A 21690-nucleotide genomic window follows, 5' to 3' on the forward strand; every position below is an offset into this window, starting at 1 on the left:
TGGGGGATCAGCGCAGGGCGGGCAGGGCACCCGAGCCTTGCGGGGCCCGGCGTGGCTGTACCAGGCGCGATGTAATGCGCAGCACTAGGCCCGCAGGGCCGGTGTGCCACCAGTGGCGCACGCCGCGGCGTGGCCGGCCCAGGGATTGGGTGATGCGGTCCAGGGTGATGGCCAGCAGCACGATGCCCAGGCCGCCCACGGTGGCCAGGCCCATGTCCAGCCGGCCGATACCGCGCAGCACCATCTGCCCCAGGCCGCCCACGGCGATCATCGAGGCGATGACCACCATGGACAGCGACAGCATCAGCGCCTGGTTGATGCCGGCCATGATGGACGGCATGGCCAGCGGCAGCTGCACCTTCACCAGCATCTGTAGCGGCGACGCGCCGTAGGCGCGCGAGGCCTCGATCAGGTCGGGCCGCACCTGGCGCAGGCCCAGGTTGGTCAGGCGCACCAGCGGCGGCAGCGCGAAGACGATGGTGACCACCACGCCCGGCACGTTGCCAATGCCGAACAGCATTACCACCGGCACCAGGTAGACGAAGGCTGGGGTGGTCTGCATGGCATCGAGCAGCGGGCGCAGGAGGCGCTGGGCGCGGTCGCTGCTGGCCAGCACGATGCCCAGGGGCAGGCCGATCAGCACGCAGAAGGCCAGCGAAGTGAGCACAAGCGACAGCGTGACCATGGCCTCGGACCAGATGCCCAGCAGCGCCACCAGCGCCAGCGACACCACGGTGCCGATGGCCAGGGCGCGGCCCGCGAACTGCCAGGCCAGCAGACCCGCCAGAACGACCATGGCCGGGGCGGGCAGGCTGGTGAGCAGGCCTTCCACCCCGCTGAGCGTGCCGTCGATGGGCGCGCGCACGCTCTGAAAGAAGGGGCGAAAGTGCTCTACCGCCCAGCCAAGGCCCTGGTTGATCCAGGCCTCCACAGGAAGAGAGCCGGCGAACCAATCGCCGGGGCTCAGGCTGCTGGCCGCGGTGGGGTCGACCCCGCCTGCCAGGTCTGCAACCGGCGTGGGCGGGTTGAGCCAATCGGCGGCCGGTGCGCCGCTGTTGCCGGCCTGCATCGACGCTTCCCAGGGATCGACGAAGGGCGCCGGGGGCGTGTTCGCGCCCGCCAGGGCGGGTGCGTTGGCCGCATCGCTCGTCCAGGGGCCTTCCTGTGCCTGTGCCTGGTGCGTGTTCGTGGTCGTCTGGTTCATGCGCGGCTCCCTGCAGTGTCGGTGGATGGGGTGGATGGGGTGGCTGGCGTGGGTGCAATGGGAGGTGTGTCCCGGTCCAGAAAGCGCAGCAGCGTGGTCTTGCTGATGGCGCCGCGAAAGCGCCCGTCCGCGTCCACCACGGGCAGCGCGCAGGGGGCCTGGGCCACTTGGCCGAACAGGTCGGCCACCGGCGCCTGGGCGGCGATGGGCTCCACCCCACCGATGTAGGCATGCTGTAGCCCGAGCGGCCCGGTGTGGCCTTGCAGGGCCGCGCGCAAGGAGTCGGCCGACACGGTGCCCAGGTAGCGCCGGGTGGGGCTGAGCACGTAGGCGAAGTCGTCGTCATGCCCCTCGATCAGCTGCAGCGCCGCACGGGCACCCCGGTCGCTGTGCTCGTGCACCACCGTGAGGCGCTTGCGGGCAATGTCGCCGGCCTTGAACACGGCGGCCGCGTCCACCCCGCGCACGAAGCTGCGCACATAGCCGTTGGCCGGGTTGCGCAGGATCTCGTCGGGCGTGCCCACCTGCACGACTTCGCCGTCTTTCATGATGGCGATGCGGTCACCGATGCGCATGGCCTCGTCCAGGTCGTGCGAGATGAAGACGATGGTGCGCCGGCGCACCTGCTGCAGGCGCAGCAGCTCGCCCTGCATCTCCGAGCGGATGATCGGGTCCAGGGCAGAGAAGGCCTCGTCCATCAGCAGGATGGACGGGTCGCTGGCCAGCGCCCGCGCCAGGCCCACACGCTGCTGCATGCCGCCCGAGAGCTCGTCGGGGTAGCTGGCGCCCCAGCCGGCCAGGCCCACCTGCTCCAGCGCCAGTGCGGCCTGCTGCTGGCGCTCCGTGCGGCCCACGCCAGCGAGTTCGAGCCCGAAGGCGGCGTTGTCCAGCACCGTCAGGTGCGGCATCAGGGCGAAGGACTGGAAGACCATGCTGATGTCCTTGCGGCGCAGGGCCCGCAGCTGGCGCTCGCTCAGGGCATGGATGTCCTCGCCCTCCACCAGGATGCGGCCGGCCGTGGGTTCGATCAGGCGGTTGAGCATGCGCACCAGCGTCGATTTGCCCGAGCCCGACAGGCCCATGACGACGAAGATCTCGCCGGCCGCAATGGTGAAGCTGGCGTCGAAGACGGCGATGGAATTGCCGGTCTGCGCCAGGATGTCCTTCTTGTCCAGGCCCTGGCGTGCCAGGTCCAGCGCGGTCTGCGGTGTGTCGCCGAAAACCTTGAACACATGCTCGATGGTGATTTGTTTGGCCATGGGGTGGGTCCTTCCTCGGTGGATGGCGGGTGGATCAACACGCCCGGCCACCTACAGGTGGCCCAGGCTCGATGGAGGGCCGGAAAAGCGGAACCCTGATGCGGCAGCCAACCCGGCGCGCAGGCGCAGGGCACAAAGGCAAGGGGTGGGCACGGCAGGTGCCCGGATCGGCCCGAATGGCACGCGAGGTGGTGCGCAAGGGCCTCAGAGTCGGCGCGGCACCGCAGGGGGCCGAACGCTGAACGATGCATCAGGGCCGGAGATCCGGCCTTGGCGTCGGGGGCTGTCCGTCAACAGGTTTCAGCCGCCCCGACTCGGGGATTCGCCCTGTGAAAAGGACGATTACCTGCGTTGCAGGTTGTAAAACACCGGTGAATTATAAGTATTCAGTGCATTTATGTCGGAACTGCGGGTTTTTCCGACGGTGGTATACGCGGGCGCTGCGCGCGCGCCGCCCATGAAAAAGCCCCGCCAGACCTGGCTGGCAGGCCCGGGCGGGGCTTTGGGGAAGGAGTGGTCAGTGCTTGGCAGGTGGTGCGCTGTGCGCCATCAGGCGGTCCGTCGCCGCAATGGCCAGAGCGCTCAGCAGGAACACCACGTGGATGATGGTCTGCCACATCAGCACCTTGATGTCGTAGTTGGCGGCGTTGATGAAGGTCTTGAGCAGGTGGATGGAGCTGATGCCGATGATGGCGGTGGCCAGCTTGACCTTGAGCACCGAGGCGTTCACGTGGCTGAGCCATTCGGGCTGGTCGGGGTGGTCCTCCAGGTGCAGGCGCGAGACGAAGGTCTCGTACCCGCCCACGATCACCATGATCAGCAGGTTGGAGATCATCACCACGTCAATCAGCGCCAGCACCACCAGCATGATGATGGTCTCGTTGAGCGCCGTCACGTCCACATCGCTCTTGTAGCCGATGCTGGACACCAGCGATTTGAGTGCCGCCGTGTTGCCGAAGGCGGCCTCGATCAGGTGCACCAGCTCCACCCAGAAATGGAACACATACACCGCCTGCGCCAGGATCAGGCCCAGGTACAGGGGCAGCTGCAGCCAGCGGCTGGCAAAGATCAGCGAGGGCAGGGGGCGCATGGGGGCGGTAGTCAGGGGCGGCTTGGGGGCGGACATAAAGTGGGGGTGTTGGGGAGACGCGCGATTTTAGGGGGTCTCCCGCAGTGGCCTGTGACAGGACCTGTAAGCTTCGTGCCAGTCAGTGGCTTGTAAGTGCCGCGCAGGACAGTACCGGCCAAACCAATTCCATCAGACCCAGGAGACAACAAGATGAGTGCAGCATCCACCTCTACATCGGCAATCGAGTCCGTGCTGGTTGAAAACCGCGTGTTCCCCCCATCAGATGCCACCGTGAAGGCCGCCCGCGTGTCCGGCATGGCCGGCTACGACGCGCTGTGCGCCGAGGCCGACAAGGACTTCGAAGGCTTCTGGGCGCGCCTGGCGCGCGAGAACGTGCAGTGGACCAAGCCCTTCACCCGCACGCTGGACGAATCCAACGCCCCCTTCTTCAAATGGTTCGATGACGGCGAGCTCAACGCCAGCGCCAACTGCCTGGATCGCCACATCGGCACGCCCACCGAGAACAAGGACGCGATCATCTTCGAGGCCGACGATGGCACCGTGACCCGCGTGACCTACAAGGAATTGCTGGCCCGCGTGGGCCAGTTCGCCAATGCGCTCAAGGCCCATGGCGTCAGCAAGGGCGACCGCGTGCTGATCTACATGCCCATGACGGTGGAGGGCGTGATCGCCATGCAGGCCTGCGCGCGCATCGGCGCCACGCACAGCGTGGTGTTCGGCGGCTTCAGCGCCAAGGCGGTGCAGGAGCGCATCATCGACGCCGGTGCCGTGGCCGTGATCACCGCCAACTACCAGATGCGCGGCGGCAAGGAGCTGCCGCTCAAGGCCATCATCGACGAGGCCCTGGCCGCCGGCGGCTGCGACACCATCCGCAACGTCTTCGTCTACCAGCGCACGCCCACCGCATGCAACATGGTGGCCGGGCGCGACAAGACCTTCACCGAAGCCCTCGAAGGCCAGAGCACCGACTGCCCGCCCGTGGCCGTGGGCGCAGAGCACCCGCTGTTCATCCTGTACACCAGCGGCTCCACCGGCAAGCCCAAGGGCGTGCAGCACTCCACCGGCGGCTACCTGTTGTGGGCCAAGCTCACGATGGACTGGACCTTCGACCTGCGGCCTGACGACATCTTCTGGTGCACGGCCGACATCGGCTGGATCACCGGCCACACTTACGTGGCCTATGGGCCGCTGGCCGCGGGCGCCACGCAGATCATCTTCGAAGGCATCCCCACCTTCCCCAATGCCGGCCGCTTCTGGCAGATGATCGAGAAGCACAAGTGCACGATTTTCTACACGGCCCCCACCGCGATCCGTTCGCTCATCAAGGCCGCCGAGGGCGATGCCGCCGTGCACCCTGCGCGCTCGGACCTGTCGAGCCTGCGCATCCTGGGCAGCGTGGGCGAGCCCATCAACCCCGAAGCCTGGATGTGGTACCACAAGAACGTGGGCGGCGAGCGCTGCCCCATCGTGGACACCTTCTGGCAGACCGAGACCGGTGGGCACGTCATCACCCCGCTGCCCGGCGCCACGCCGCTGGTGCCCGGCAGCTGCACGCTGCCGCTGCCCGGCATCACTGCCGCCATCGTCGATGAAGTGGGCAACGACATCGCCAACGGCACGGGCGGCATCCTGGTCATCAAGCGCCCCTGGCCCAGCATGATCCGCACCATCTGGAACGACCCCGAGCGCTTCAAGAAGGCCTACTTCCCCGAAGAGCTCAAGGGCTACTACCTGGCCGGCGACGGTGCCGTGCGCAGCAGCGACCGGGCGTACTTCCGCATCACCGGCCGCATCGACGACGTGCTCAACGTCTCGGGCCACCGCATGGGCACGATGGAGATCGAATCGGCCCTGGTCTCCAAGACCGATCTGGTGGCCGAAGCCGCCGTGGTGGGCCGCCCCGACGACGTGACCGGCGAGGCCATCTGCGCCTTCGTCGTGCTCAAGCGCTCGCGCCCCACCGGCGAAGAGGCCAAGCAGATCGCCAACGAGCTGCGCGCCTGGGTCGCCAAGGAAATCGGCCCCATCGCCAAGCCCAAGGACATCCGCTTCGGCGATAACCTGCCCAAGACGCGCAGCGGCAAGATCATGCGCCGGCTGCTGCGCAGCATCGCCAAGGGGGAAGCCATCACCCAAGATACTTCCACGCTGGAGAATCCGGCAATCCTGGATCAGTTGTCGCAGACCAATTGATCCAGATGGCGCCGTGCAACGGGGCCATCGCGCAGCGATGTGACGTGGCCACAGAGTCCTCGTCGATCATTCACGGCGCCTGATCGAAGCACCTTTTTAACGTTGCGAAGCCTTTCGGTCCCCTCGGGGTCCCGACTGCCCCTTCCGGAGCGCTTTTCCTCCCTCCCTCTCTTTTTCGTTTCGGGACGCTTCGCAACTTTTCTATCCCGGCCACCCGCCGCCGCGCAGAGGCCAGGCAGCCGCCCCTGTAGGACAGCTTCGGCAAACCGCTGCAAGGTCTGTGTTTGCAGCCCCGCATGGGTTACAACCCGTTCAACACGCCGCTGGCCATGAGGGCCGGTGAGCGGTGCGTGCAACGAACGAACGGAGCTTTCCCCATGCAATTACGATCCATCGTGCTGCTGCTGACCATGCTGGCCATTGCCGTGCTGGCGGCCCTCAACTGGGCAGCGCTGTCTGCACCCGTGCCCGTGTCCCTGGGCGTGACCACACTGGAGGCGCCGCTGGGCCTGCTCATGCTGGGCCTCACGGCCTTGCTGGCCATCGTCGGCGTGGCCTATGTGCTCTCGCTTCAGGGCTCGGTGCTGCTGGAGACGCGCCGCCACACCAAGGAACTGCAGGCCCAGCGCGAGCTGGCCGACAAGGCCGAGGCCTCGCGCTTCACCGAGCTGCGCGCCTTTCTGGAAACCCAGCAGCAGCAAACGCACACCGCCCTGCTGGCCCGGCTGGACCACCTCGAAACCCGCCTGGCCGCCCGGGCCCAGGAATCCGACAACACCACCGCCGCCTATGTAGGGCAACTGGAGCAGCAAATGCGCGTGCGCGGGGCCGACATGAACCTCGTGTAACACGGTCTGGCCAGCATCCTGGCCCCCAAAGCACAACAGCCGCCCCACTGGCACAGTGGCACGGCTGTTGTCGTTTGTTGGCAGGGGAGGGCGCGGTGCCCTGGCGCCCGGCGGCTTACTTTACCGTCAGCACCCAGGCGGCCAGCTTCTTGGCGTCGGCTTCGTTCACCTGTGCGTTGGCAGGCATGGGCACGGGGCCCCACACGCCGCCGCCGCCCTTCATGATTTTGGCGGCCAGCTTGTCCACGGCGTCCTTCTGGCCCGCGTACTTGGCCGCCACTTCCTTGTAGGAGGGGCCCACCACCTTCTTGTCCATGGCATGGCAGGCCATGCAGCTCTTGGCCGTGGCCAGCGCCAGATCGGCCATGGCGGGGCCTGCCACCGACAGCGTGAGGGCCAATGTGATCAGAGTGCGCTTCATGGTGGGGATTTTCCTGTGGGTTGGGTTACAGTTCTTTTAACGGAATTGTAGTGACTTGGGTTGACCTGGGGCCCGTCGGCCGCCAATCCCCTGCGCACCCGTATTGATTGGAGATTGCCATGTACCTGCTCGCCATCGCCGTTATCCTGACGGCACTGAAATACTTTGAAATCGGCCCCGTCGCGAACATGGATTGGTGGTGGATCCTGGGCTTCTACGGCGCCACCATCGTCTGGTGGGCCTGGGCCGATGCTACCGGCTACACCAAGCGCAAGGCCATGGAAAAGATGGCGACGCGCAAGCAGGACCGCATCAACAAGAACAAGGAAGCCATGGGCATCGCGCCGCGCAAGCCGCGCTGAGTGCGCTTGGCCGGGCGCACGATGCCCTTGGCAGAGGCGGCACGCTGGCCGCCTGAGCTATCATCCCTGGCCCCATAAAAAAAGCCCGTACCGCAGTGGTACGGGCTTTTTTTATGCCTTGTCCGCCCGGGTGCCCATCCGCCTGGGCGCCTGGCACTTTCGGCACAGCGCCCTGGCGCAACCAGGCCAGCCAGGCCCCGGTCTTCTTCGTAAGGTATCGCCAGGGCAGGGCATGTCGCCCCGCCTGGCACAACTACCCCGAAGGAGACAACGATGGCGGAACTCTATGTCCTGGTCCATGGCGCCTGGCACACCGGCGCCGAGATGGAGGCCACGGCCGGCCACCTGCGCGCACGCGGCCACACGGTGCATTGCCCCACCCTGGCCGGCAACCGGCCGGGCGACGACCGGGCGGCCACGGGCCTGGCCGATGCGGCGGACTCGCTCGCGGCCTTCATCGAAGGCCAGGACCTCATGGACGTGCGCCTGGTGGGCCACAGCTATGGCGGCATGGTCATCAGCCACATGGCGGCGAGGCTGCCCGGGCGCATCCGCCGGCTGGTGTACTGGAACGCCTTTGTGCCGCTGGACGGCGAGTGCCTCAACGACCTGGTGCCGCCCCACTACCGCGCACTGTTCGACCAGGTCGCGGCGGCCAACGGCAATGCGGTGATGCTGCCGTACCCGATCTGGCGCGAGGCTTTCATCAACGACGCCGACGAGGCCTTGGCGCGCAGCAGCTATGCGCTGCTCAACCCTCACCCCTACCGCACCTTCACCGAACCGGCGCGCCTGCCCGTGCCGCTGGCGGCGCTGGAGATCGGCAAGAGCTACCTGAATGCCCAGCAGGACGCGGCCTTGCCCCACAGCCTGCCTTGGCACCCACGCCTGTCGGAGCGGCTGGGCCTGTTCCGCCTGGTGGAGTGCCAGGGCAGCCACGAGCTCTGCTTTTCCGACCCGGCGCTGGCTGCCGCCAGCATCGAGCGGGCCGGGCGGGACTGAAAAGCGGACCTCTTGTTGCGAGTGTGGATGGGTGCTTGGACCCACGCCCAACACGCGGCATAATCATGTCCAAGACACCGCCCGGCCTGCGCCCGGCGGTGTCGTTTTTTTGACAACCCGAACGACGACGGACATGACCACCATTCCCATCACCAAGCGCGGCGCGGAGAAGCTGCGCGAAGAGTTGCACCGCTTGAAGACCGTGGACCGCCCCTGGGTGATCACGGCCATTTCCGACGCGCGCGCGCAGGGTGACCTGAGCGAAAACGCCGAATACGAAGCCGCCAAGGACCGCCAGGGCTTCATCGAAGGCCGCATCCAGGAGGTGGAGGGCAAGCTGTCCGCTGCGCAGATCATCGACCCGACCGCCGTGGATGCGGGTGGCAAGGTGGTGTTCGGCGCCACGGTGGAGCTTGAAGACGAAGAGTCCGGCGACACGGTGACCTACCAGATCGTGGGTGAGGACGAGGCCGACCTCAAGCAGGGCCTGATCAACGTCTCCAGCCCCATCGCGCGCGCGCTGATCGGCAAGGAAGAGGGCGACACCGCCGAAGTGCAGGCACCGGGCGGTGTTCGCCGCTACGAGGTGGTGGCCGTCAGCTACGTCTGAGGCCAGCAGGCCCTCTTTGGCTTCATGATCGCTGCGCGCCTTCCTGCACTGGCCGCTGCCCTGTGGTGGGGCAGCCTGACCACCGTGGGTTTCCTGGTGGTGCCCCTGCTGTTCGCCCACTTGCCCTCGGCCGCGATGGCCGGGCAGATGGCGGCGAAGCTGTTCGCGGCGCAGACCTGGGTCACGGTGGCCTGCTGCATGCTGCTGCTGCTCATCTCCCGGCGCCGGCACGAGGAGTTTCAGGAGCCCTGGGCCAAGGCCGTTCTGGGCTTCGTGCTCGGTGGCCTGCTGCTCGCCCTGCTGGTGCAGTTTGGCGTGTCGCCGCGCATCGTCGCGCGGCAGGACCTGCGCCTGTGGCACTCCGTAGGCACCGGCATGTACGTGCTGCAGTGGGTGTGCGCGCTGGTGGTGCTGTGGCGTACCGTGCAGGTTGCGGTCGCTCCCGCCGAAGACGGGGCCGGGCCGGCGCAGCCCGGTCTTTGAACCCGCTTATTCGTGCCAGTGCTCGGCCACCCAGGTGGCGGGGCGGATGTAGCGAAAACGCCGGTTGCGCCGGCCAGCCAGCGCATCGGGCGGGTTGCACTCGCCGTGAAAGATCACGATGCGCGCATCCTGCGGCACGAAAGGCGCCTTCCAGTAGTTGCTGGGCCAGGCGGGGATGCCGTGGTATTTGAAGCTCGGGCACCAGGCCGCAGGCCAGTAGGCGAGCTTGCCCTGCCGGTGCAGAAAGTCCGACAGGTAGGCCTGCTCGTTGCGGAACTGCTCGCGGATCTGCGCGAAATGGCCGCGAAAATAGTCGAGCACGTCCGGGTGGGCGCCCAGCTCGAAGCGGTACACCGACGAATTGCCCGTGACGCGCCAGGGACGCTTGTAATCGTGGATGATGAGGAATTCGCCCGGCTGGGTGAAGAAATCATCGAGCGGGCCGGTGACGACCACGTCCACGTCGAGGAACATCGCGGTGCCCTTGAGGCCGTGCAGGTCGGCGCTGAAGGTGACGAGCTTGGTCCAGCCGCGCTCGGGAATGCCGGCAGGCAGGTCGAGCGGCGGGATGGGCAGGCACTGCACTTCGCTGCGGATACCGGCATTGCTGTCGGTGAGGCAGACGAAGTTGAAATCGCCAGCCAGGTGCCTGCGCACCATGGCATAGAGGCGATTGACGTATTCGGGGCCGTATTTCGTGCCCCATTTCATGCAGATGACGTGGCGCTGGCCCCCGGGGGGCGCAGCGCCGCCAGCGGGCGTGGCCTGCATGCGGATCAGTCAGCCTGGCGTTTCTTGACGGACTTGAGCTTGGGCTTCTTGGCCCGCTTGATCTGGCCGCCGGGCGTCAGGCGCTGGTTGCCCAGCACGCGCAGCTGCTTGACCTCGGGGCGCTGGCCGGCGCGCTTGCTGTACTTGAGCACCTTCACGTCACGCGGGCCGGGCATGCGGTCTTCGTCGATGGTGCGTTCCTTGTCCTTGGCGGGCTGGGGGCGCCACAGCACGAGGAGCTTGCCGATGTGCTGGATGGGCGCGGCGCTCAGGTCGGCCGTGAGCTGCTGGTACATCAGCTCGCGGGCGGCGCGGTCGTCGTTGAAAACGCGCACCTTGATCAGCCCGTGGGCGTTCAGGGCGGCGTCGATTTCCTTTTGCACGGCGGGGGTGAGGCCATCGCCGCCCACGAGCACCACGGGGTTGAGGTGATGGGCATCGGCGCGGTATTCCCGGCGCTCAGCGGGAGTCAATTGAATTTGGGGCATGGGCCGTATTATCGAGGCTGAAAGAAAAACACAATGAAAGTTAAAACCCAAAGCAAGAAGGTCAACAAGGCGTGGCTCAATGACCACGTCAACGACACCTACGTCAAGTTGGCCCAGAAAGAGGGTTTTCGGGCCCGCGCAGCCTACAAGCTCAAGGAGATCGATGAGCAGCTGCACCTCATCAAGCCCGGCAATACGGTGGTGGACCTGGGCTCCACGCCAGGTGCCTGGAGCCAGTACGTGCGCCGACGCCTGTCGCCGGGTGGCGCGGCCACGGGGCAACTCAACGGCACCATCATCGCCCTGGACATCCTGCCCATGGAGCCCGTCGAGGGCGTGACCTTCCTGAACGGGGATTTTCGCGAAGAGGCGGTGCTGGCGCAACTGGAGGCGGCACTGGACGGCCGGGTGGTGGACGTGGTGGTCTCGGACATGGCGCCCAACCTCTCGGGGATTGAATCGGCCGATGCCGCCCGCATTTCCCATCTGGTCGAGCTGGCGGTGGAATTCGCCACCACCCACCTCAAGCCCGATGGGGCGTTGGTGGTCAAGCTGTTTCACGGCAGCGGCTACAGCGACCTGGTCACGCTGTTCAAGCAGACCTTCAAGGTGGTGAAACCCGTAAAGCCCAAGGCATCGCGCGATAAATCGTCAGAAACCTTCCTGGTCGGCATGGGGCTCAAGAAATCGGCGTGATGCGCCGAAATCTCCCAAAGGGGGCTGCCTGAGAGGCAAAACCCCCGCCGATATGTGACAAACCCCCGCAAATCCCGAGCGGTGCCCATGGCCGCTAGGGGGAATAGCCATGGTGTCTGCGCTTGAAAGACCTAAAATGGGCCACATATAGGCCGTGACGGCTTTGTGACCGTCGCCCTTTCTCCCTTGCAACTGGAGCCCCGCTTGAACAATCAGTGGTTTTCAAAAATTGCCGTATGGCTGGTCATTGCCATGGTGCTGTTCACGGTGTTCAAGCAGTTTGACACCCGTGGCGGCGCCAGCGCAGGACATATCGGGTACTCCGAATTCCTCGAAGAAGTTCGTAACAACCGTATCAAGAGCGCCACCATCCCCGAAGGGTTGAGCGGCGGCGAGATCGTTGCCACGACCAACGACGACCGCAAGATCCGCACGAACGCATCGGTGCTGGACCGTGGCCTCGTGGGCGACCTGATCAGCCACAACGTCAAGTTCGACGTCAAGCCCCGTGAAGAAGGCTCCCTGCTCATGACCTTGCTGGTCAGCTGGGGCCCCATGCTGCTGCTCATCGGCGTATGGGTCTACTTCATGCGCCAGATGCAGGGCGGCGGCAAGGGCGGCGCCTTCAGCTTCGGCAAGAGCAAGGCGCGCATGCTCGACGAGAACAACAACCAGGTCACGTTCGCGGACGTGGCCGGTTGTGATGAGGCCAAGGAAGAAGTCAAGGAAGTCGTGGACTTCCTGAAAGACCCGCAAAAATTCCAGAAGCTCGGCGGGCGCATTCCGCGCGGCCTGCTGCTGGTCGGCCCGCCCGGCACCGGCAAGACCCTGCTGGCCAAGTCCATCGCGGGCGAAGCCAAGGTGCCGTTCTTCAGCATCTCGGGCTCCGACTTCGTGGAAATGTTCGTCGGCGTGGGCGCGGCCCGTGTGCGCGACATGTTCGACAACGCCAAGAAGAACGCCCCTTGCATCATCTTCATCGATGAAATCGACGCCGTGGGCCGCCAGCGCGGTGCCGGCCTCGGTGGTGGCAACGACGAGCGCGAGCAGACCCTGAACCAGATGCTGGTCGAGATGGACGGCTTCGAAACCAACCTGGGCGTGATCGTGGTGGCTGCCACCAACCGCCCCGACATCCTGGACGCCGCCCTGCTGCGCCCCGGCCGTTTCGACCGCCAGGTGTACGTGACGCTGCCCGACATCCGCGGCCGCGAACAGATCCTGAACGTGCACATGCGCAAGATCCCGATCGGCCAGGACGTGGCCCCGAACATCATTGCCCGTGGCACGCCTGGCATGAGCGGTGCCGACCTGGCCAACCTGTGCAATGAAGCCGCCCTGATGGCTGCGCGCCGCAACGCCCGCACCGTGGAGATGCAGGACTTCGAGAAGGCCAAGGACAAGATCCTCATGGGCCCCGAGCGCAAGAGCATGGTCATGCCCGAGGAAGAGCGCCGCAACACGGCCTACCACGAGTCCGGCCACGCCCTGATCGGCAAGCTGCTGCCCAAGTGCGACCCGGTGCACAAGGTCACCATCATCCCCCGTGGCCGTGCCCTGGGCGTGACGATGAGCCTGCCCGCGCAGGACCGCTACAGCTACGACCGTGAATACATGCTCAACCAGATCAGCATGCTGTTCGGTGGCCGCATTGCCGAAGAAGTGTTCATGAACCAGATGACCACCGGCGCCAGCAACGACTTTGAGCGTGCCACGCACATCGCGCGTGACATGGTGACCCGCTACGGCATGACCGCAGCCTTGGGCCCGATGGTTTATGCCGAGAACGAAGGCGAAGTGTTCCTGGGCCGCTCGGTCACCAAGACCACCAACATGAGCGAGCAGACCATGGAAAAGGTCGATGGCGAGGTGCGCCGCATCATCGACGAGCAGTACGACCTGGCCCGCCGCCTGATCGAAGAGAACAGCGACAAGATGCACGCCATGGCCAAAGCCCTGCTCGAATGGGAAACCATCGACACGGAACAGCTCGACGACATCATGGCCGGCAAGCCTCCACGCCCTCCCAAGGACTGGACGCCCCGCACGCCTTCGTCGGGTGGGGACACCCCTGGTGGCGGCACGCCTGCCGTGGCCACCGAGGCTGCGCCAGCAGCTCCATCGGCCGCCTGATAGAGAGCGTCCAGGCACGACAGGCGAACCAGCGGTTCGACCGCAGCAACGGGGCCCAGTGCCCCGTTTTTCGTGGCCGGGCCCGGCAGCAACCCTTTCTTCGTCTCTCTCCCGCATCCACTTCCCTTCCGTCCCCCTGCCTGTGCGTCCCTGGCGGCGCCGTTCAATCCCCGGTGGACCACCTCCCATTCCATGCTCTGGCAGACCTCCCGCTTCGCCATTGATCTCGCCCGGCCGCAGGTCATGGGCATCGTCAATGTCACGCCCGATTCGTTCTCGGACGGCGGGCAGCACGCCAGCACGGCCGCTGCGCTGCGCCATTGCGAGCAACTGGTGCGCGATGGTGCGCGCATCCTCGACATCGGCGGTGAATCCACGCGCCCCGGCAGCCCCGCCGTGGCGCTGGCCGAAGAGCTGGCCCGCGTGGTGCCGGTGGTGCAGGGCGCAGTGTCGCTGGGCGTACCGGTGTCTGTCGACACCTACAAGCCCGAGGTGATGCAGGCCGTGCTCGACCTGGGGGCCGACATCGTCAACGATGTGTGGGCGCTGCGCCAACCTGGCGCGGCGGCCGTGGTGGCCAGCCACCCGCTGTGCGGGGTTTGCCTGATGCACATGCACCGCGATCCGCAGACCATGCAGGTGGCGCCCATGGCGGGCGACGTGGTGGCCCAGGTGCTGTCGTTCCTGGCGCAGGCGGCCGACGGTCTGCAGGCCCTGGGCGTGGCCCCCGGGCGCATTGCGCTCGACCCCGGCATTGGCTTTGGCAAGACGGTGGAGCAGAACTTTGCGCTGCTGGCGCGCCAGCAGGAGCTGGCGGCCACCGGCTACGCAGTGTTGGCCGGCTGGTCGCGCAAGTCGTCCCTGGGGGCGGTGACCGGGCTGGCCGTGGCCGGCGAACGCATGCTGCCCAGCGTGGCGGCGGCGCTGCTGGCGGTGGTGAACGGTGCGCGCATCGTGCGCGTGCACGACGTGGCCGAGACGGTGACCGCCCTGGCCGTGTGGCAGGCCATGGAGCAGCAGCGACAGCCGTGAGGGCTGTGGCAGGTACGAGGCCGGTACGAGCAAGTGCGAAGCAAAACCAAAAAGCGACAGAACCCGAGGAGATTTCACACATGACACGCCAGTATTTCGGCACCGACGGCATTCGCGGTACCGTGGGCCAGGCCCCCATCACCCCCGACTTCGTGTTGCGCCTGGCCCATGCCGTGGGGCGCGTGCTGCGCCGCACCGAAGAGCGCCCCACCGTGCTCATCGGCAAGGACACGCGCATCTCGGGCTACATGCTCGAAAGCGCGCTGGAGTCGGGCTTCAACTCGGCCGGGGTGGACGTGGTGCTGCTCGGCCCGCTACCCACACCGGGCGTGGCCTACCTCACGCGCGCGCAGCGTGCCAGCCTGGGCGTGGTGATCAGCGCCAGCCACAACGCGTTTCCCGACAACGGCATCAAGTTCTTCAGCGCCCAGGGCACCAAACTGCCCGACGCCTGGGAGCTGGCGGTGGAAGCGGCCCTGTCTGAAGCCCCTGTGTGGGCCGACTCGGCCAGCCTGGGCAAGGCGCGCCGTCTTGACGACGCGGCGGGCCGCTACATCGAGTTCTGCAAGAGCACCTTCCCGCAGGACCTGACCCTGAAGGGCCTGAAGATCGTGGTGGATGGCGCCCATGGCGCGGCCTACCAGGTGGCGCCCAAGGTGTTCCACGAGTTGGGCGCCGAGGTGCTGTCCATCGGCTGCGCGCCCGACGGCCTGAACATCAACCACGAGGTGGGGGCCACGCACCCCGAGGCGCTGGTGCGCTCGGTGCGCGCCAACCGCGCCGACTACGGCATCGCGCTCGACGGCGATGCCGACCGCCTGCAGATGGTGGATGCCACGGGCCGCCTGTACAACGGCGACGAGCTGCTCTACCTCATGGCCGCCGACCGCCTGGGCCGCGGCGAAGAGGTGCCCGGCGTGGTCGGCACCCTCATGACCAACATGGCCGTGGAGGTGGCGCTGCAGCAGCGCGGCGTGCAATTCGTGCGCGCCAAGGTGGGCGACCGCTACGTGCTCGAAGAGCTGGCGCGCCACGGCTGGACGCTGGGCGGCGAGGGCTCAGGCCACCTGCTGGCGCTGGACCGCCACACCACGGGCGATGGCCTGGTCAGCGCCCTGCAGGTGCTGCAGGCCTGCGTGCGCAGCGGCAGGAAGCTGCCCGAGCTGCTCAGCGACGTGACCCTGTACCCCCAGGTGCTGCTCAACGTGCGCCTGGCTCCCGGTCAGGACTGGAAGTCGAACCAGCTGCTGGCCCGAGAGACCGAGGCCGTGAAGCAGGAGCTGGGCACCACGGGCCGCGTGCTGATACGCGCCAGCGGCACCGAGCCCCTGCTGCGCGTGATGGTCGAGGCGCGCGAGGCCCAGCAGGCGAGCCACTGCGCCCAGCGCCTGGCCGATGCAGCCCGTGCAGGTTGAGACCATGACTCCCGCACAGATTGAAGTTCGCCGCGTGGACTACGCCGATCCCAGCGACGCCCAGGCGCTGGTGCAGTTGCTCGACGGCTACGCCCGCGACGCAGCCGGTGGTGGCCAGCCGCTGGCCGCGCATGTGCTGCACGGCCTGCCCGCCGCACTGCGGCAGCGCCCACAGGCCTTCAGCGTGTTGGCCTGGGCACAGCAAGAGGGCGCGCCGCCCGTGCCCGTGGGTCTGGTCAACTGCTTCGAGGGCTTTTCCACCTTTGCCTGCCAGCCCCTGGTCAACGTGCACGATGTGGTGGTGGCACCGGGCTGGCGCGGCCAGCGCATCGCGCAGCGCATGCTGGCGCTGGTGGAGTCCATCGCGCGCGAGCGCGGTGCCTGCAAGCTCACGCTCGAAGTGCTCTCGGGCAACACCAGCGCCATGGCGCTGTACCTGCGCGAAGGCTTCGCGCCGTATGCGCTGGACCCAGCGATGGGGCAGGCGCAGTTTCTGCAGAAGAAGCTGCTCTGATATGGCTGCGGCCCCGGCTTTTGTAAGCAGCTGTTTGCTTGTAGATGCTGCGGTGCAATCCGTGTAGCCTGTCGCCTCGATCCTCGTAAACCCCGATGCGGTTGCACGGCACGTATCGTCCAGAATCTCGCACCCACAAGGTGACGGCGGGCGGTGCGCAGGGTGCATCACGGCCGTATTTTCAAGGAGCAAGCCTTTCATGACCCATTCCCCCCTGCGCACCGCAGTCGCCAGCCTGTTCCTCGTTGCCACATGTGCCGCACCCTTGTCCGCGCATGCCGGCAAGACGCTGGACGGCATCAAGGCCCGGGGCCTGGTGGTCTGCGGCGTCAACACGGCGCTGGCCGGCTTTTCGGTAGCCGATGCGGGGGGCAAGTGGTCGGGCCTCGATGTGGACATCTGCCGCGCAGTGGCGGCGGCGGTGCTGGGCGATGGCGAGAAGGTCAAGTTCGTGCCGCTCAGCACCCAGCAGCGCTTCACGGCGCTGCAGTCGGGCGAGATCGACGTGCTCTCGCGCAACACCACTTTTTCATTGACGCGCGATGCGTCCATGGGCCTGCACCAGACGGCCGTCACCTACTACGACGGCCAGGGCGTGATGGTGCTCAAGAAAAGCGGCATCAAGGGCTTGAAGCAGCTCAAGGGCCAGACGGTGTGCGTGCAATCGGGCACCACCACCGAGAAGAACCTCGTCGATTACTCGAAGGCCAACAACCTGGCCATCAAGCCTGCCGTGTTCGAAAAGGTCGAGGCCGCCACCGCCGCCTACTTCGCGGGCCGCTGCGTGGGCTACACCACCGACGCCTCCGGCCTCGCATCGGTGCGCAACAAGGAGGCCAAGGACCCGTCGGAGCACGTGGTGCTGCCCGAGCTGATTTCCAAGGAGCCCCTGGGCCCCATGGTGCGCCGTGGCGACGATGAGTGGTTTGCCATCGTCAAGTGGGTGGTCTACGGCCTGATCGAGGCCGAGGAATATGGCGTGACCCAGTCCTCGGTCGACCGCCTGAAGACCGGCAGCACCGACCCCGTGGTGCAGCGCCTGCTGGGCACCACCGAAGACACTGGCAAGCTGCTGGGGCTGGACCGCGACTGGCTGGCCCGCGCCGTCAAGACCACGGGCAACTACGGTGAGATCTTCGAGCGCAACGTAGGCCCCAAGTCGGCCCTGGGCCTGCAGCGCGGCCTGAACAACCAGTGGAACAAGAACGGGCTGATGTACGCCTTCCCGATCCGCTGAGGATCCCGATGGCGATCAGCCCTCGAAGCCCGTGCCTGGCGTCAGCGGGGCATGGCGGTAGGTGGCCGGTGTGCGGCTGAGCTTCACCGGCGCCCCGATGCCGCGGTAGCCGCCAGGCAGATCCACCACCATCTCCCGGTGCGCCGTGTGCGGATGCGACAGCGCGGCATCGACGGACAGCACCGGCGCGGCGGGCACACCGGCGGCCATCAGGGTGTCCACCAGGGCGGCACCGTCGAAATCCTGCATCGCATCCTCCAACGCGGCCTTCAGGGCCACGCGGTTCACCGAGCGGTCGCCGGCCCTGGCATAGCGGGCGTCGCTCGCCAGCTGCGGCACGCCAATGCAGCGGCACAGGCTGGCGAACTGGCGGTCGTTGCCCACGGCGATGAACAGCGGCTGCGTGCCGGTGGCCAGCGTGTCGTAGGGGTAGATGTTCGGGTGCGCGTTGCCCGTGCGCCGGGGCGAATTGCCGTCCAGGAACCAGTTGGCCGCGTGCGGGTGCAGCAGCGAGAGGCCGCTGTCGTACAGCGCCGCCTCGACGAACTGCCCCCGGCCGCTGCGCTGGCGCTCCTGCAGGGCCAGCAGCACGCCGATCACGGCGTTCAGGCCGGTCACCATGTCCACCACGGGCAGGCCCACGCGCAGCGGGCCTCCTTCGGCCTCGCCATTGATGCTCATGATGCCTGCCATGGCCTGCACCGCAGCGTCGTAGCCGGGCAGGGCCCCGAGCGGGCCATCGGACCCGAAACCCGTGACGCGGCACCACACCAGGCGCGGGAAGCGCCGTGACAGCTCCTCGTAGCCCATGCCCCAGCGCTCCATCGTGCCGGCTTTGAAGTTCTCGATCAACACATCGGCCTCGGCCACCAGCGCCAGCAGAGCCTCGCGGCCCTGCGTGCTGCCCAGGTCCAGGTGCATGCTGCGCTTGTTGCGATTGAGCCCGTGGTAGTACGAGGCCACTCCGTCCTTGAAGGGCGGGCCCCAGGTGCGGGTGTCGTCGCCCTGTGGGGGTTCCACCTTGAGCACGTCGGCGCCATGGTCGCCCAGGATCTGGCCGCAATAGGGTCCGCCGAGGATGCGCGAGATGTCCAGCACGCGGATGCCGGCCAGCGCGCCCTGGGGGCGTGAATCGGAGGTGTTCATGGCGGGCCTCAGTCGAGTTGCGCGCCGGACTGCTTGACGACGCCGGCCCACTTGCCCACCTGCGCTTCGATGAACTTGCCCAGTTGCTCGGACTTGGGCGAGGGGGCGGGCTCCAGCCCCTGGGAGGCCAGCAGCTGCTTGACCTTGGCGGTATTCAGCACGTCGATGAAGGCCTTGTTGAGCTTGGCGATGCGCTCGGGCGGCGTACCCGCCGGCGCCACGATGCCGAAGAACACGCTCACGTCATAGCCCGGCACCCCTTGCTCGGCGACGGTCGGCACCTCGGGCAATGCCTGCGAACGTTCTGCCGTGGTGACGCCCAGGGCGCGCAGCTTGCCGCTCTTGACGTAGGGCAGTGCGGTCAGCACATCGGTGAAGCTCATGGTCACCTGCCCGCCGAGCAGGTCGGTCAAGGCCGGCCCCGTGCCCTTGTAGGGGATGTGCTGCAGGTCCACGCCGGCCGAGGCGTTGAACAGCACCCCCGCCAGGTGCGACGAGGCCCCGTTGCCCGACGAGGCATAGCTCAGCTTGCCGGGAGAGGCCTTGGCGTAGGTGATCAGCTCCTTCACGGTCTTGGCGGGCACCGAGGGGTTCACCACCAGGATGTTCGGCAGATGGCCGACCTGGATCACCGGCGCGAAACTCTTCACCGGGTCGTAGCCGATCTTGCGGTACAGGCTGGCGTTGATGGCCAGCGGGCCCGAGGTGCCAAACAGCAGGGTCTGGCCATCGGGCGCCGAGCGCGCCACGTACTCGGCACCGATGTTGCCACCGGCTCCGGCACGGTTCTCCACCACCATGGGCTGGCCCAGCCGGTCCTTCATCTCGGCCGCCAGCGTGCGCGCCATGGCATCGGTGGGGCCACCGGGCGGGAAGGGGATCACCAGCGTGACCGGGCGGTCCGGAAAGGTGTCTGCATGCGCATGTGGCATCAACGGCAGTGCGGCCGCAGTGGCGAGCACGAGGGTGGTGAGAAGTCGCATCGGTTTGTCTCCGGGTTGTTGTGTGGGGGGAAAGGGCTCAGGCCGGCACGGCGTTCGTGGCACCGCCGGTCCATTCCAGCGGTATGCGTGCCGGGGCCAGTGGGTCGCGCGGCAGCACGCGGTGCAGCAGCACCAGCTGCGCCCACTCGATGCGCTGCGCGGACCCACCGCGCGCGCCCTCCCAGGCCATCGCGATGGCGCTGGTGACGTGGTAAAGCGCCGACGCGGCCTGGCGTGCGAGCGGGTCGCCGCCCTCTGCAGCGGCCAGCAGGGCCAGCGATGCGGCGCGCGCTAGCGCACTGCGCAGTGCGGCGGCAAAGCCCGGCGCGATGGCCGTGTCGTCCAGCAGCGCCTCGCAATGGGCCTGCAGCACGGGCAGCGAGCCTTCGCGATTCACCGCGCGGACCACGTCCAGGGCCACGATGTTGCTGGTGCCCTCCCATATCGAGCCCAGGTGCGCGTCACGCACCAGGCGGGGGTCGCTCCACTCCTCGATGTAGCCGCAGCCGCCGCGCACTTCCATGGCGTCGCCGGTCACCTTGCGTGCGTCGCGGCAGGCGCGGAACTTGATGAGCGGCGTCAGGATGCGCAGCAGCGGGTAGGCCGCCGCCTCGCCCGCGTCGGAGCGGGCCAGCGCCTGGGCGGTCTGGAACACCATGCTGCGGGCCTGTTCGGCGGGCAGCACCAGCTTTTGCAACTGGCGCTGCATCAGGGGCATGTCCTGCAGGCGCTTGCCAAAGGCCCGGCGTTCGCGGGCGATGTGCTCGGCCTCTGCCACGGCGCGGCGCATCAGCCCCGCTGCGCGCACGCCGTTGGACAGGCGCGAGTTGTTCACCATGTCGGCCATCTGCACGAAGCCCCGGCCCTGCTCGCCCACCAGGTAGGCCACGGCCCCTTCGAGCCGGATCTCGCCGCTGGCCATGGATCGCGTGCCCAGCTTGTCCTTGAGCCGCAGGATGCGGTAGTGGTTGGGCGCCCCGCCATCGAGCAGCCGGGGCAGCAGGAACAGCGAGACGCCCTTCAACCCCGGGGTGCCGCCATCGCAGCGCGCCAGCACCATCGCAAAGTCGGCATCGGGGTTGGAGCAGAACCACTTGTCGCCGGTGAGGCGCCATTGGCCCTGGTCGCCGAGCCAGGCGCGCGTCTGCGTGGCTGCGATGTCCGAACCAGCCGCCTGCTCGGTCATGAACATGGCACCCTGGGCCACGCTGTCGAAGTCCAGGTTCTGCAGGCGCGGCATGAAGCGCGCCACCAGTTCGGGGCTGCCGAACTTCTTCAGGGTGCGCGCCAGCGAATCGGTCATCGACACCGGGCAGCACAGGCCGAACTCGGCCTGCACGAAGAGGTAGGTCATCACGTACTTGACCAGGGGCGGCATGCTGCCCTTCCAGCCCAGCGTTTCCTGGCGGTGCGACATTGCGGCCAGGCCGAACTCGCTGAACGCCAGCCGCTCCATCTGCACATAGGCCGGGTGCTTGTGCACCCTCTGCGCGTCGATGCCCGTGCGGGTGCGCAGCGAGAGGGTGGGTGGGTTCCTGTCGGCGGTGCCGGCCAGCTCGTCCAGCACGCCGCCCGCCAGGGCCCCCAGCCGTTCGAAGTGCGGGCGCATGTGCGCCAGCAGGTCGGCCGGCAGGTAGAGCGAGAGCAGCCGGTGCAGCTCGGTGTCGCTGTCGTAGAGGCTGGCGCCATGGCGGTCGGGCACGGGATGGCTGCAGGCCTCGTCGGATGGCGAAGAGTCGGTGGGCATGGCGTGTTGTCTCCTTTGCCGCGATTCTTGGCCGGTGAATAATTCTTGTCTAATAT

21 protein-coding genes are annotated in these 21690 nt (G+C 67.2%); 12 read left to right on the forward strand and 9 right to left on the reverse strand.

From position 1 onward, the window contains the following. Nucleotides 1-7: 7 nt before the first annotated feature. The 3 genes from proW to ACSQ3Y_RS11645 all read right to left on the reverse strand — a co-directional run bounded on the left by proW (nt 8) and on the right by ACSQ3Y_RS11645 (nt 3589). A complete protein-coding gene (proW, locus tag ACSQ3Y_RS11635; RefSeq protein WP_436177376.1) occupies nt 8-1204 on the reverse strand; it encodes a glycine betaine/L-proline ABC transporter permease ProW in 1197 nt (398 codons plus the stop codon). Next, the gene (gene proV, locus ACSQ3Y_RS11640) at nt 1201-2463 is read right to left on the reverse strand and encodes a glycine betaine/L-proline ABC transporter ATP-binding protein ProV (protein ID WP_436177377.1); all 1263 of its coding nucleotides are present in this window, start codon (nt 2461-2463) and stop codon (nt 1201-1203) included. The genes proW and proV overlap by 4 nt, the downstream gene beginning before the upstream one ends. 517 nt (nt 2464-2980) lie before the next feature. After that, the gene (locus tag ACSQ3Y_RS11645) at nt 2981-3589 is read right to left on the reverse strand and encodes a TIGR00645 family protein (protein ID WP_057206488.1); all 609 of its coding nucleotides are present in this window, start codon (nt 3587-3589) and stop codon (nt 2981-2983) included. A gap of 153 nt (nt 3590-3742) precedes the next feature. Between ACSQ3Y_RS11645 and acs the strand changes: the two genes are divergently transcribed. Together acs and ACSQ3Y_RS11655 are read left to right on the forward strand one after the other, a co-directional pair. Beyond that, the gene (acs, locus tag ACSQ3Y_RS11650) at nt 3743-5746 is read left to right on the forward strand and encodes an acetate--CoA ligase (protein WP_057263969.1); all 2004 of its coding nucleotides are present in this window, start codon (nt 3743-3745) and stop codon (nt 5744-5746) included. Nucleotides 5747-6123: 377 nt separating this feature from the next. After that, nucleotides 6124-6594 (forward strand): signal transduction histidine kinase, encoded by a 471-nt coding sequence (locus ACSQ3Y_RS11655; RefSeq protein ID WP_057206484.1) that lies wholly within the window; start codon nt 6124-6126, stop codon nt 6592-6594. A 115-nt stretch (nt 6595-6709) separates the two neighbouring features. On the opposite strand, the gene ACSQ3Y_RS11660 is transcribed toward ACSQ3Y_RS11655, so the two are convergent. Then, nucleotides 6710-7015: a c-type cytochrome gene (locus ACSQ3Y_RS11660; protein ID WP_057206482.1), complete on the reverse strand. Its 306-nt coding sequence runs from the start codon at nt 7013-7015 to the stop codon at nt 6710-6712. 119 nt (nt 7016-7134) lie between these two features. On the opposite strand from ACSQ3Y_RS11660, the gene ACSQ3Y_RS11665 reads away from it, so the two are divergent. From ACSQ3Y_RS11665 to ACSQ3Y_RS11680, 4 genes are all read left to right on the forward strand, one after another. Then, nucleotides 7135-7377, forward strand: a complete 243-nt coding sequence (locus ACSQ3Y_RS11665) for a TIGR04438 family Trp-rich protein (RefSeq protein WP_057206481.1) — start codon at nt 7135-7137, stop codon at nt 7375-7377. 273 nt (nt 7378-7650) lie between these two features. Next, the gene (locus ACSQ3Y_RS11670) at nt 7651-8379 is read left to right on the forward strand and encodes an alpha/beta fold hydrolase (protein ID WP_428001767.1); all 729 of its coding nucleotides are present in this window, start codon (nt 7651-7653) and stop codon (nt 8377-8379) included. A 133-nt stretch (nt 8380-8512) separates the two neighbouring features. Next, nucleotides 8513-8989, forward strand: coding sequence for a transcription elongation factor GreA (gene greA, locus ACSQ3Y_RS11675; protein WP_057206476.1), 477 nt, complete (start codon nt 8513-8515; stop codon nt 8987-8989). 24 nt (nt 8990-9013) lie between these two features. After that, nucleotides 9014-9472, forward strand: coding sequence for a DUF4149 domain-containing protein (locus ACSQ3Y_RS11680; protein WP_057206474.1), 459 nt, complete (start codon nt 9014-9016; stop codon nt 9470-9472). Between the two features lie 6 nt (nt 9473-9478). Here ACSQ3Y_RS11680 and ACSQ3Y_RS11685 read toward each other — a convergent pair whose 3' ends face one another. Together ACSQ3Y_RS11685 and ACSQ3Y_RS11690 are read right to left on the reverse strand one after the other, a co-directional pair. After that, nucleotides 9479-10243, reverse strand: a complete 765-nt coding sequence (locus tag ACSQ3Y_RS11685) for a glycosyltransferase (RefSeq protein ID WP_428001766.1) — start codon at nt 10241-10243, stop codon at nt 9479-9481. 5 nt (nt 10244-10248) lie between these two features. Then, the gene (locus tag ACSQ3Y_RS11690; protein WP_057206472.1) at nt 10249-10731 is read right to left on the reverse strand and encodes a YhbY family RNA-binding protein; all 483 of its coding nucleotides are present in this window, start codon (nt 10729-10731) and stop codon (nt 10249-10251) included. 33 nt (nt 10732-10764) lie between these two features. Here ACSQ3Y_RS11690 and ACSQ3Y_RS11695 point away from each other — a divergent pair, with 33 nt between their 5' ends. The 6 genes from ACSQ3Y_RS11695 (at nt 10765) to ACSQ3Y_RS11720 (ending at nt 17758) form a co-directional block, all read left to right on the forward strand. Next, the gene (locus ACSQ3Y_RS11695; RefSeq protein ID WP_057206470.1) at nt 10765-11427 is read left to right on the forward strand and encodes an RlmE family RNA methyltransferase; all 663 of its coding nucleotides are present in this window, start codon (nt 10765-10767) and stop codon (nt 11425-11427) included. A 204-nt stretch (nt 11428-11631) separates the two neighbouring features. Next, nucleotides 11632-13560 (forward strand): ATP-dependent zinc metalloprotease FtsH, encoded by a 1929-nt coding sequence (gene ftsH, locus ACSQ3Y_RS11700; protein WP_057206467.1) that lies wholly within the window; start codon nt 11632-11634, stop codon nt 13558-13560. A gap of 192 nt (nt 13561-13752) precedes the next feature. Further along, entirely contained in the window at nt 13753-14592 is an 840-nt protein-coding gene (gene folP / locus ACSQ3Y_RS11705; RefSeq protein ID WP_057206466.1) for a dihydropteroate synthase, read from the forward strand. 80 nt (nt 14593-14672) lie between these two features. Beyond that, nucleotides 14673-16007: a phosphoglucosamine mutase gene (gene glmM / locus ACSQ3Y_RS11710; protein WP_057206464.1), complete on the forward strand. Its 1335-nt coding sequence runs from the start codon at nt 14673-14675 to the stop codon at nt 16005-16007. Nucleotides 16008-16011: 4 nt separating this feature from the next. Continuing rightward, nucleotides 16012-16521 carry a GNAT family N-acetyltransferase gene (locus ACSQ3Y_RS11715; RefSeq protein ID WP_436177378.1) on the forward strand — a complete coding sequence of 170 codons (510 nt, stop codon included), beginning with the start codon at nt 16012-16014 and terminating at the stop codon, nt 16519-16521. A gap of 199 nt (nt 16522-16720) precedes the next feature. Beyond that, the gene (locus ACSQ3Y_RS11720; RefSeq protein WP_057206462.1) at nt 16721-17758 is read left to right on the forward strand and encodes an amino acid ABC transporter substrate-binding protein; all 1038 of its coding nucleotides are present in this window, start codon (nt 16721-16723) and stop codon (nt 17756-17758) included. A gap of 15 nt (nt 17759-17773) precedes the next feature. Here the strand turns inward: ACSQ3Y_RS11720 and ACSQ3Y_RS11725 are convergent, their stop codons facing one another. Genes ACSQ3Y_RS11725 through ACSQ3Y_RS11735 form a run of 3 tightly spaced genes read right to left on the reverse strand, consistent with a single transcriptional unit; the run spans nt 17774 to nt 21634 of the window. Then, nucleotides 17774-18904, reverse strand: a complete 1131-nt coding sequence (locus ACSQ3Y_RS11725; protein WP_436177379.1) for a CaiB/BaiF CoA transferase family protein — start codon at nt 18902-18904, stop codon at nt 17774-17776. Nucleotides 18905-18912: 8 nt separating this feature from the next. Beyond that, nucleotides 18913-19887, reverse strand: a complete 975-nt coding sequence (locus ACSQ3Y_RS11730; RefSeq protein WP_436177380.1) for a Bug family tripartite tricarboxylate transporter substrate binding protein — start codon at nt 19885-19887, stop codon at nt 18913-18915. A 37-nt stretch (nt 19888-19924) separates the two neighbouring features. Beyond that, nucleotides 19925-21634 carry an acyl-CoA dehydrogenase family protein gene (locus ACSQ3Y_RS11735; protein WP_436177381.1) on the reverse strand — a complete coding sequence of 570 codons (1710 nt, stop codon included), beginning with the start codon at nt 21632-21634 and terminating at the stop codon, nt 19925-19927. Between the last annotated feature and the right edge of the window lie 56 nt (nt 21635-21690).

The organism is Acidovorax sp. LjRoot66 (assembly GCF_964253305.1).
Lineage (GTDB): Bacteria > Pseudomonadota > Gammaproteobacteria > Burkholderiales > Burkholderiaceae_C > Acidovorax.

Excerpts from the sequence above, each read along its gene's own strand:
- folP (WP_057206466.1), top strand. The coding sequence starts at position 13,753 with ATGCTCTGGCAGACCTCCCGCTTCGCCATTGATCTCGCCCGGCCGCAG.
- acs (WP_057263969.1), top strand. The coding sequence starts at position 3,743 with ATGAGTGCAGCATCCACCTCTACATCGGCAATCGAGTCCGTGCTGGTT.
- proW (WP_436177376.1), bottom strand. The coding sequence starts at position 1,204 with ATGAACCAGACGACCACGAACACGCACCAGGCACAGGCACAGGAAGGC.
- ACSQ3Y_RS11655 (WP_057206484.1), top strand. The coding sequence starts at position 6,124 with ATGCAATTACGATCCATCGTGCTGCTGCTGACCATGCTGGCCATTGCC.
- ACSQ3Y_RS11730 (WP_436177380.1), bottom strand. The coding sequence starts at position 19,887 with ATGCGACTTCTCACCACCCTCGTGCTCGCCACTGCGGCCGCACTGCCG.
- ACSQ3Y_RS11695 (WP_057206470.1), top strand. The coding sequence starts at position 10,765 with ATGAAAGTTAAAACCCAAAGCAAGAAGGTCAACAAGGCGTGGCTCAAT.
- ACSQ3Y_RS11665 (WP_057206481.1), top strand. The coding sequence starts at position 7,135 with ATGTACCTGCTCGCCATCGCCGTTATCCTGACGGCACTGAAATACTTT.
- ACSQ3Y_RS11735 (WP_436177381.1), bottom strand. The coding sequence starts at position 21,634 with ATGCCCACCGACTCTTCGCCATCCGACGAGGCCTGCAGCCATCCCGTG.
- greA (WP_057206476.1), top strand. The coding sequence starts at position 8,513 with ATGACCACCATTCCCATCACCAAGCGCGGCGCGGAGAAGCTGCGCGAA.
- ACSQ3Y_RS11660 (WP_057206482.1), bottom strand. The coding sequence starts at position 7,015 with ATGAAGCGCACTCTGATCACATTGGCCCTCACGCTGTCGGTGGCAGGC.
- ACSQ3Y_RS11690 (WP_057206472.1), bottom strand. The coding sequence starts at position 10,731 with ATGCCCCAAATTCAATTGACTCCCGCTGAGCGCCGGGAATACCGCGCC.
- ACSQ3Y_RS11725 (WP_436177379.1), bottom strand. The coding sequence starts at position 18,904 with ATGAACACCTCCGATTCACGCCCCCAGGGCGCGCTGGCCGGCATCCGC.
- proV (WP_436177377.1), bottom strand. The coding sequence starts at position 2,463 with ATGGCCAAACAAATCACCATCGAGCATGTGTTCAAGGTTTTCGGCGAC.
- ACSQ3Y_RS11645 (WP_057206488.1), bottom strand. The coding sequence starts at position 3,589 with ATGTCCGCCCCCAAGCCGCCCCTGACTACCGCCCCCATGCGCCCCCTG.
- ACSQ3Y_RS11680 (WP_057206474.1), top strand. The coding sequence starts at position 9,014 with ATGATCGCTGCGCGCCTTCCTGCACTGGCCGCTGCCCTGTGGTGGGGC.
- ACSQ3Y_RS11670 (WP_428001767.1), top strand. The coding sequence starts at position 7,651 with ATGGCGGAACTCTATGTCCTGGTCCATGGCGCCTGGCACACCGGCGCC.
- ACSQ3Y_RS11720 (WP_057206462.1), top strand. The coding sequence starts at position 16,721 with ATGACCCATTCCCCCCTGCGCACCGCAGTCGCCAGCCTGTTCCTCGTT.
- glmM (WP_057206464.1), top strand. The coding sequence starts at position 14,673 with ATGACACGCCAGTATTTCGGCACCGACGGCATTCGCGGTACCGTGGGC.
- ACSQ3Y_RS11685 (WP_428001766.1), bottom strand. The coding sequence starts at position 10,243 with ATGCAGGCCACGCCCGCTGGCGGCGCTGCGCCCCCCGGGGGCCAGCGC.
- ACSQ3Y_RS11715 (WP_436177378.1), top strand. The coding sequence starts at position 16,012 with ATGACTCCCGCACAGATTGAAGTTCGCCGCGTGGACTACGCCGATCCC.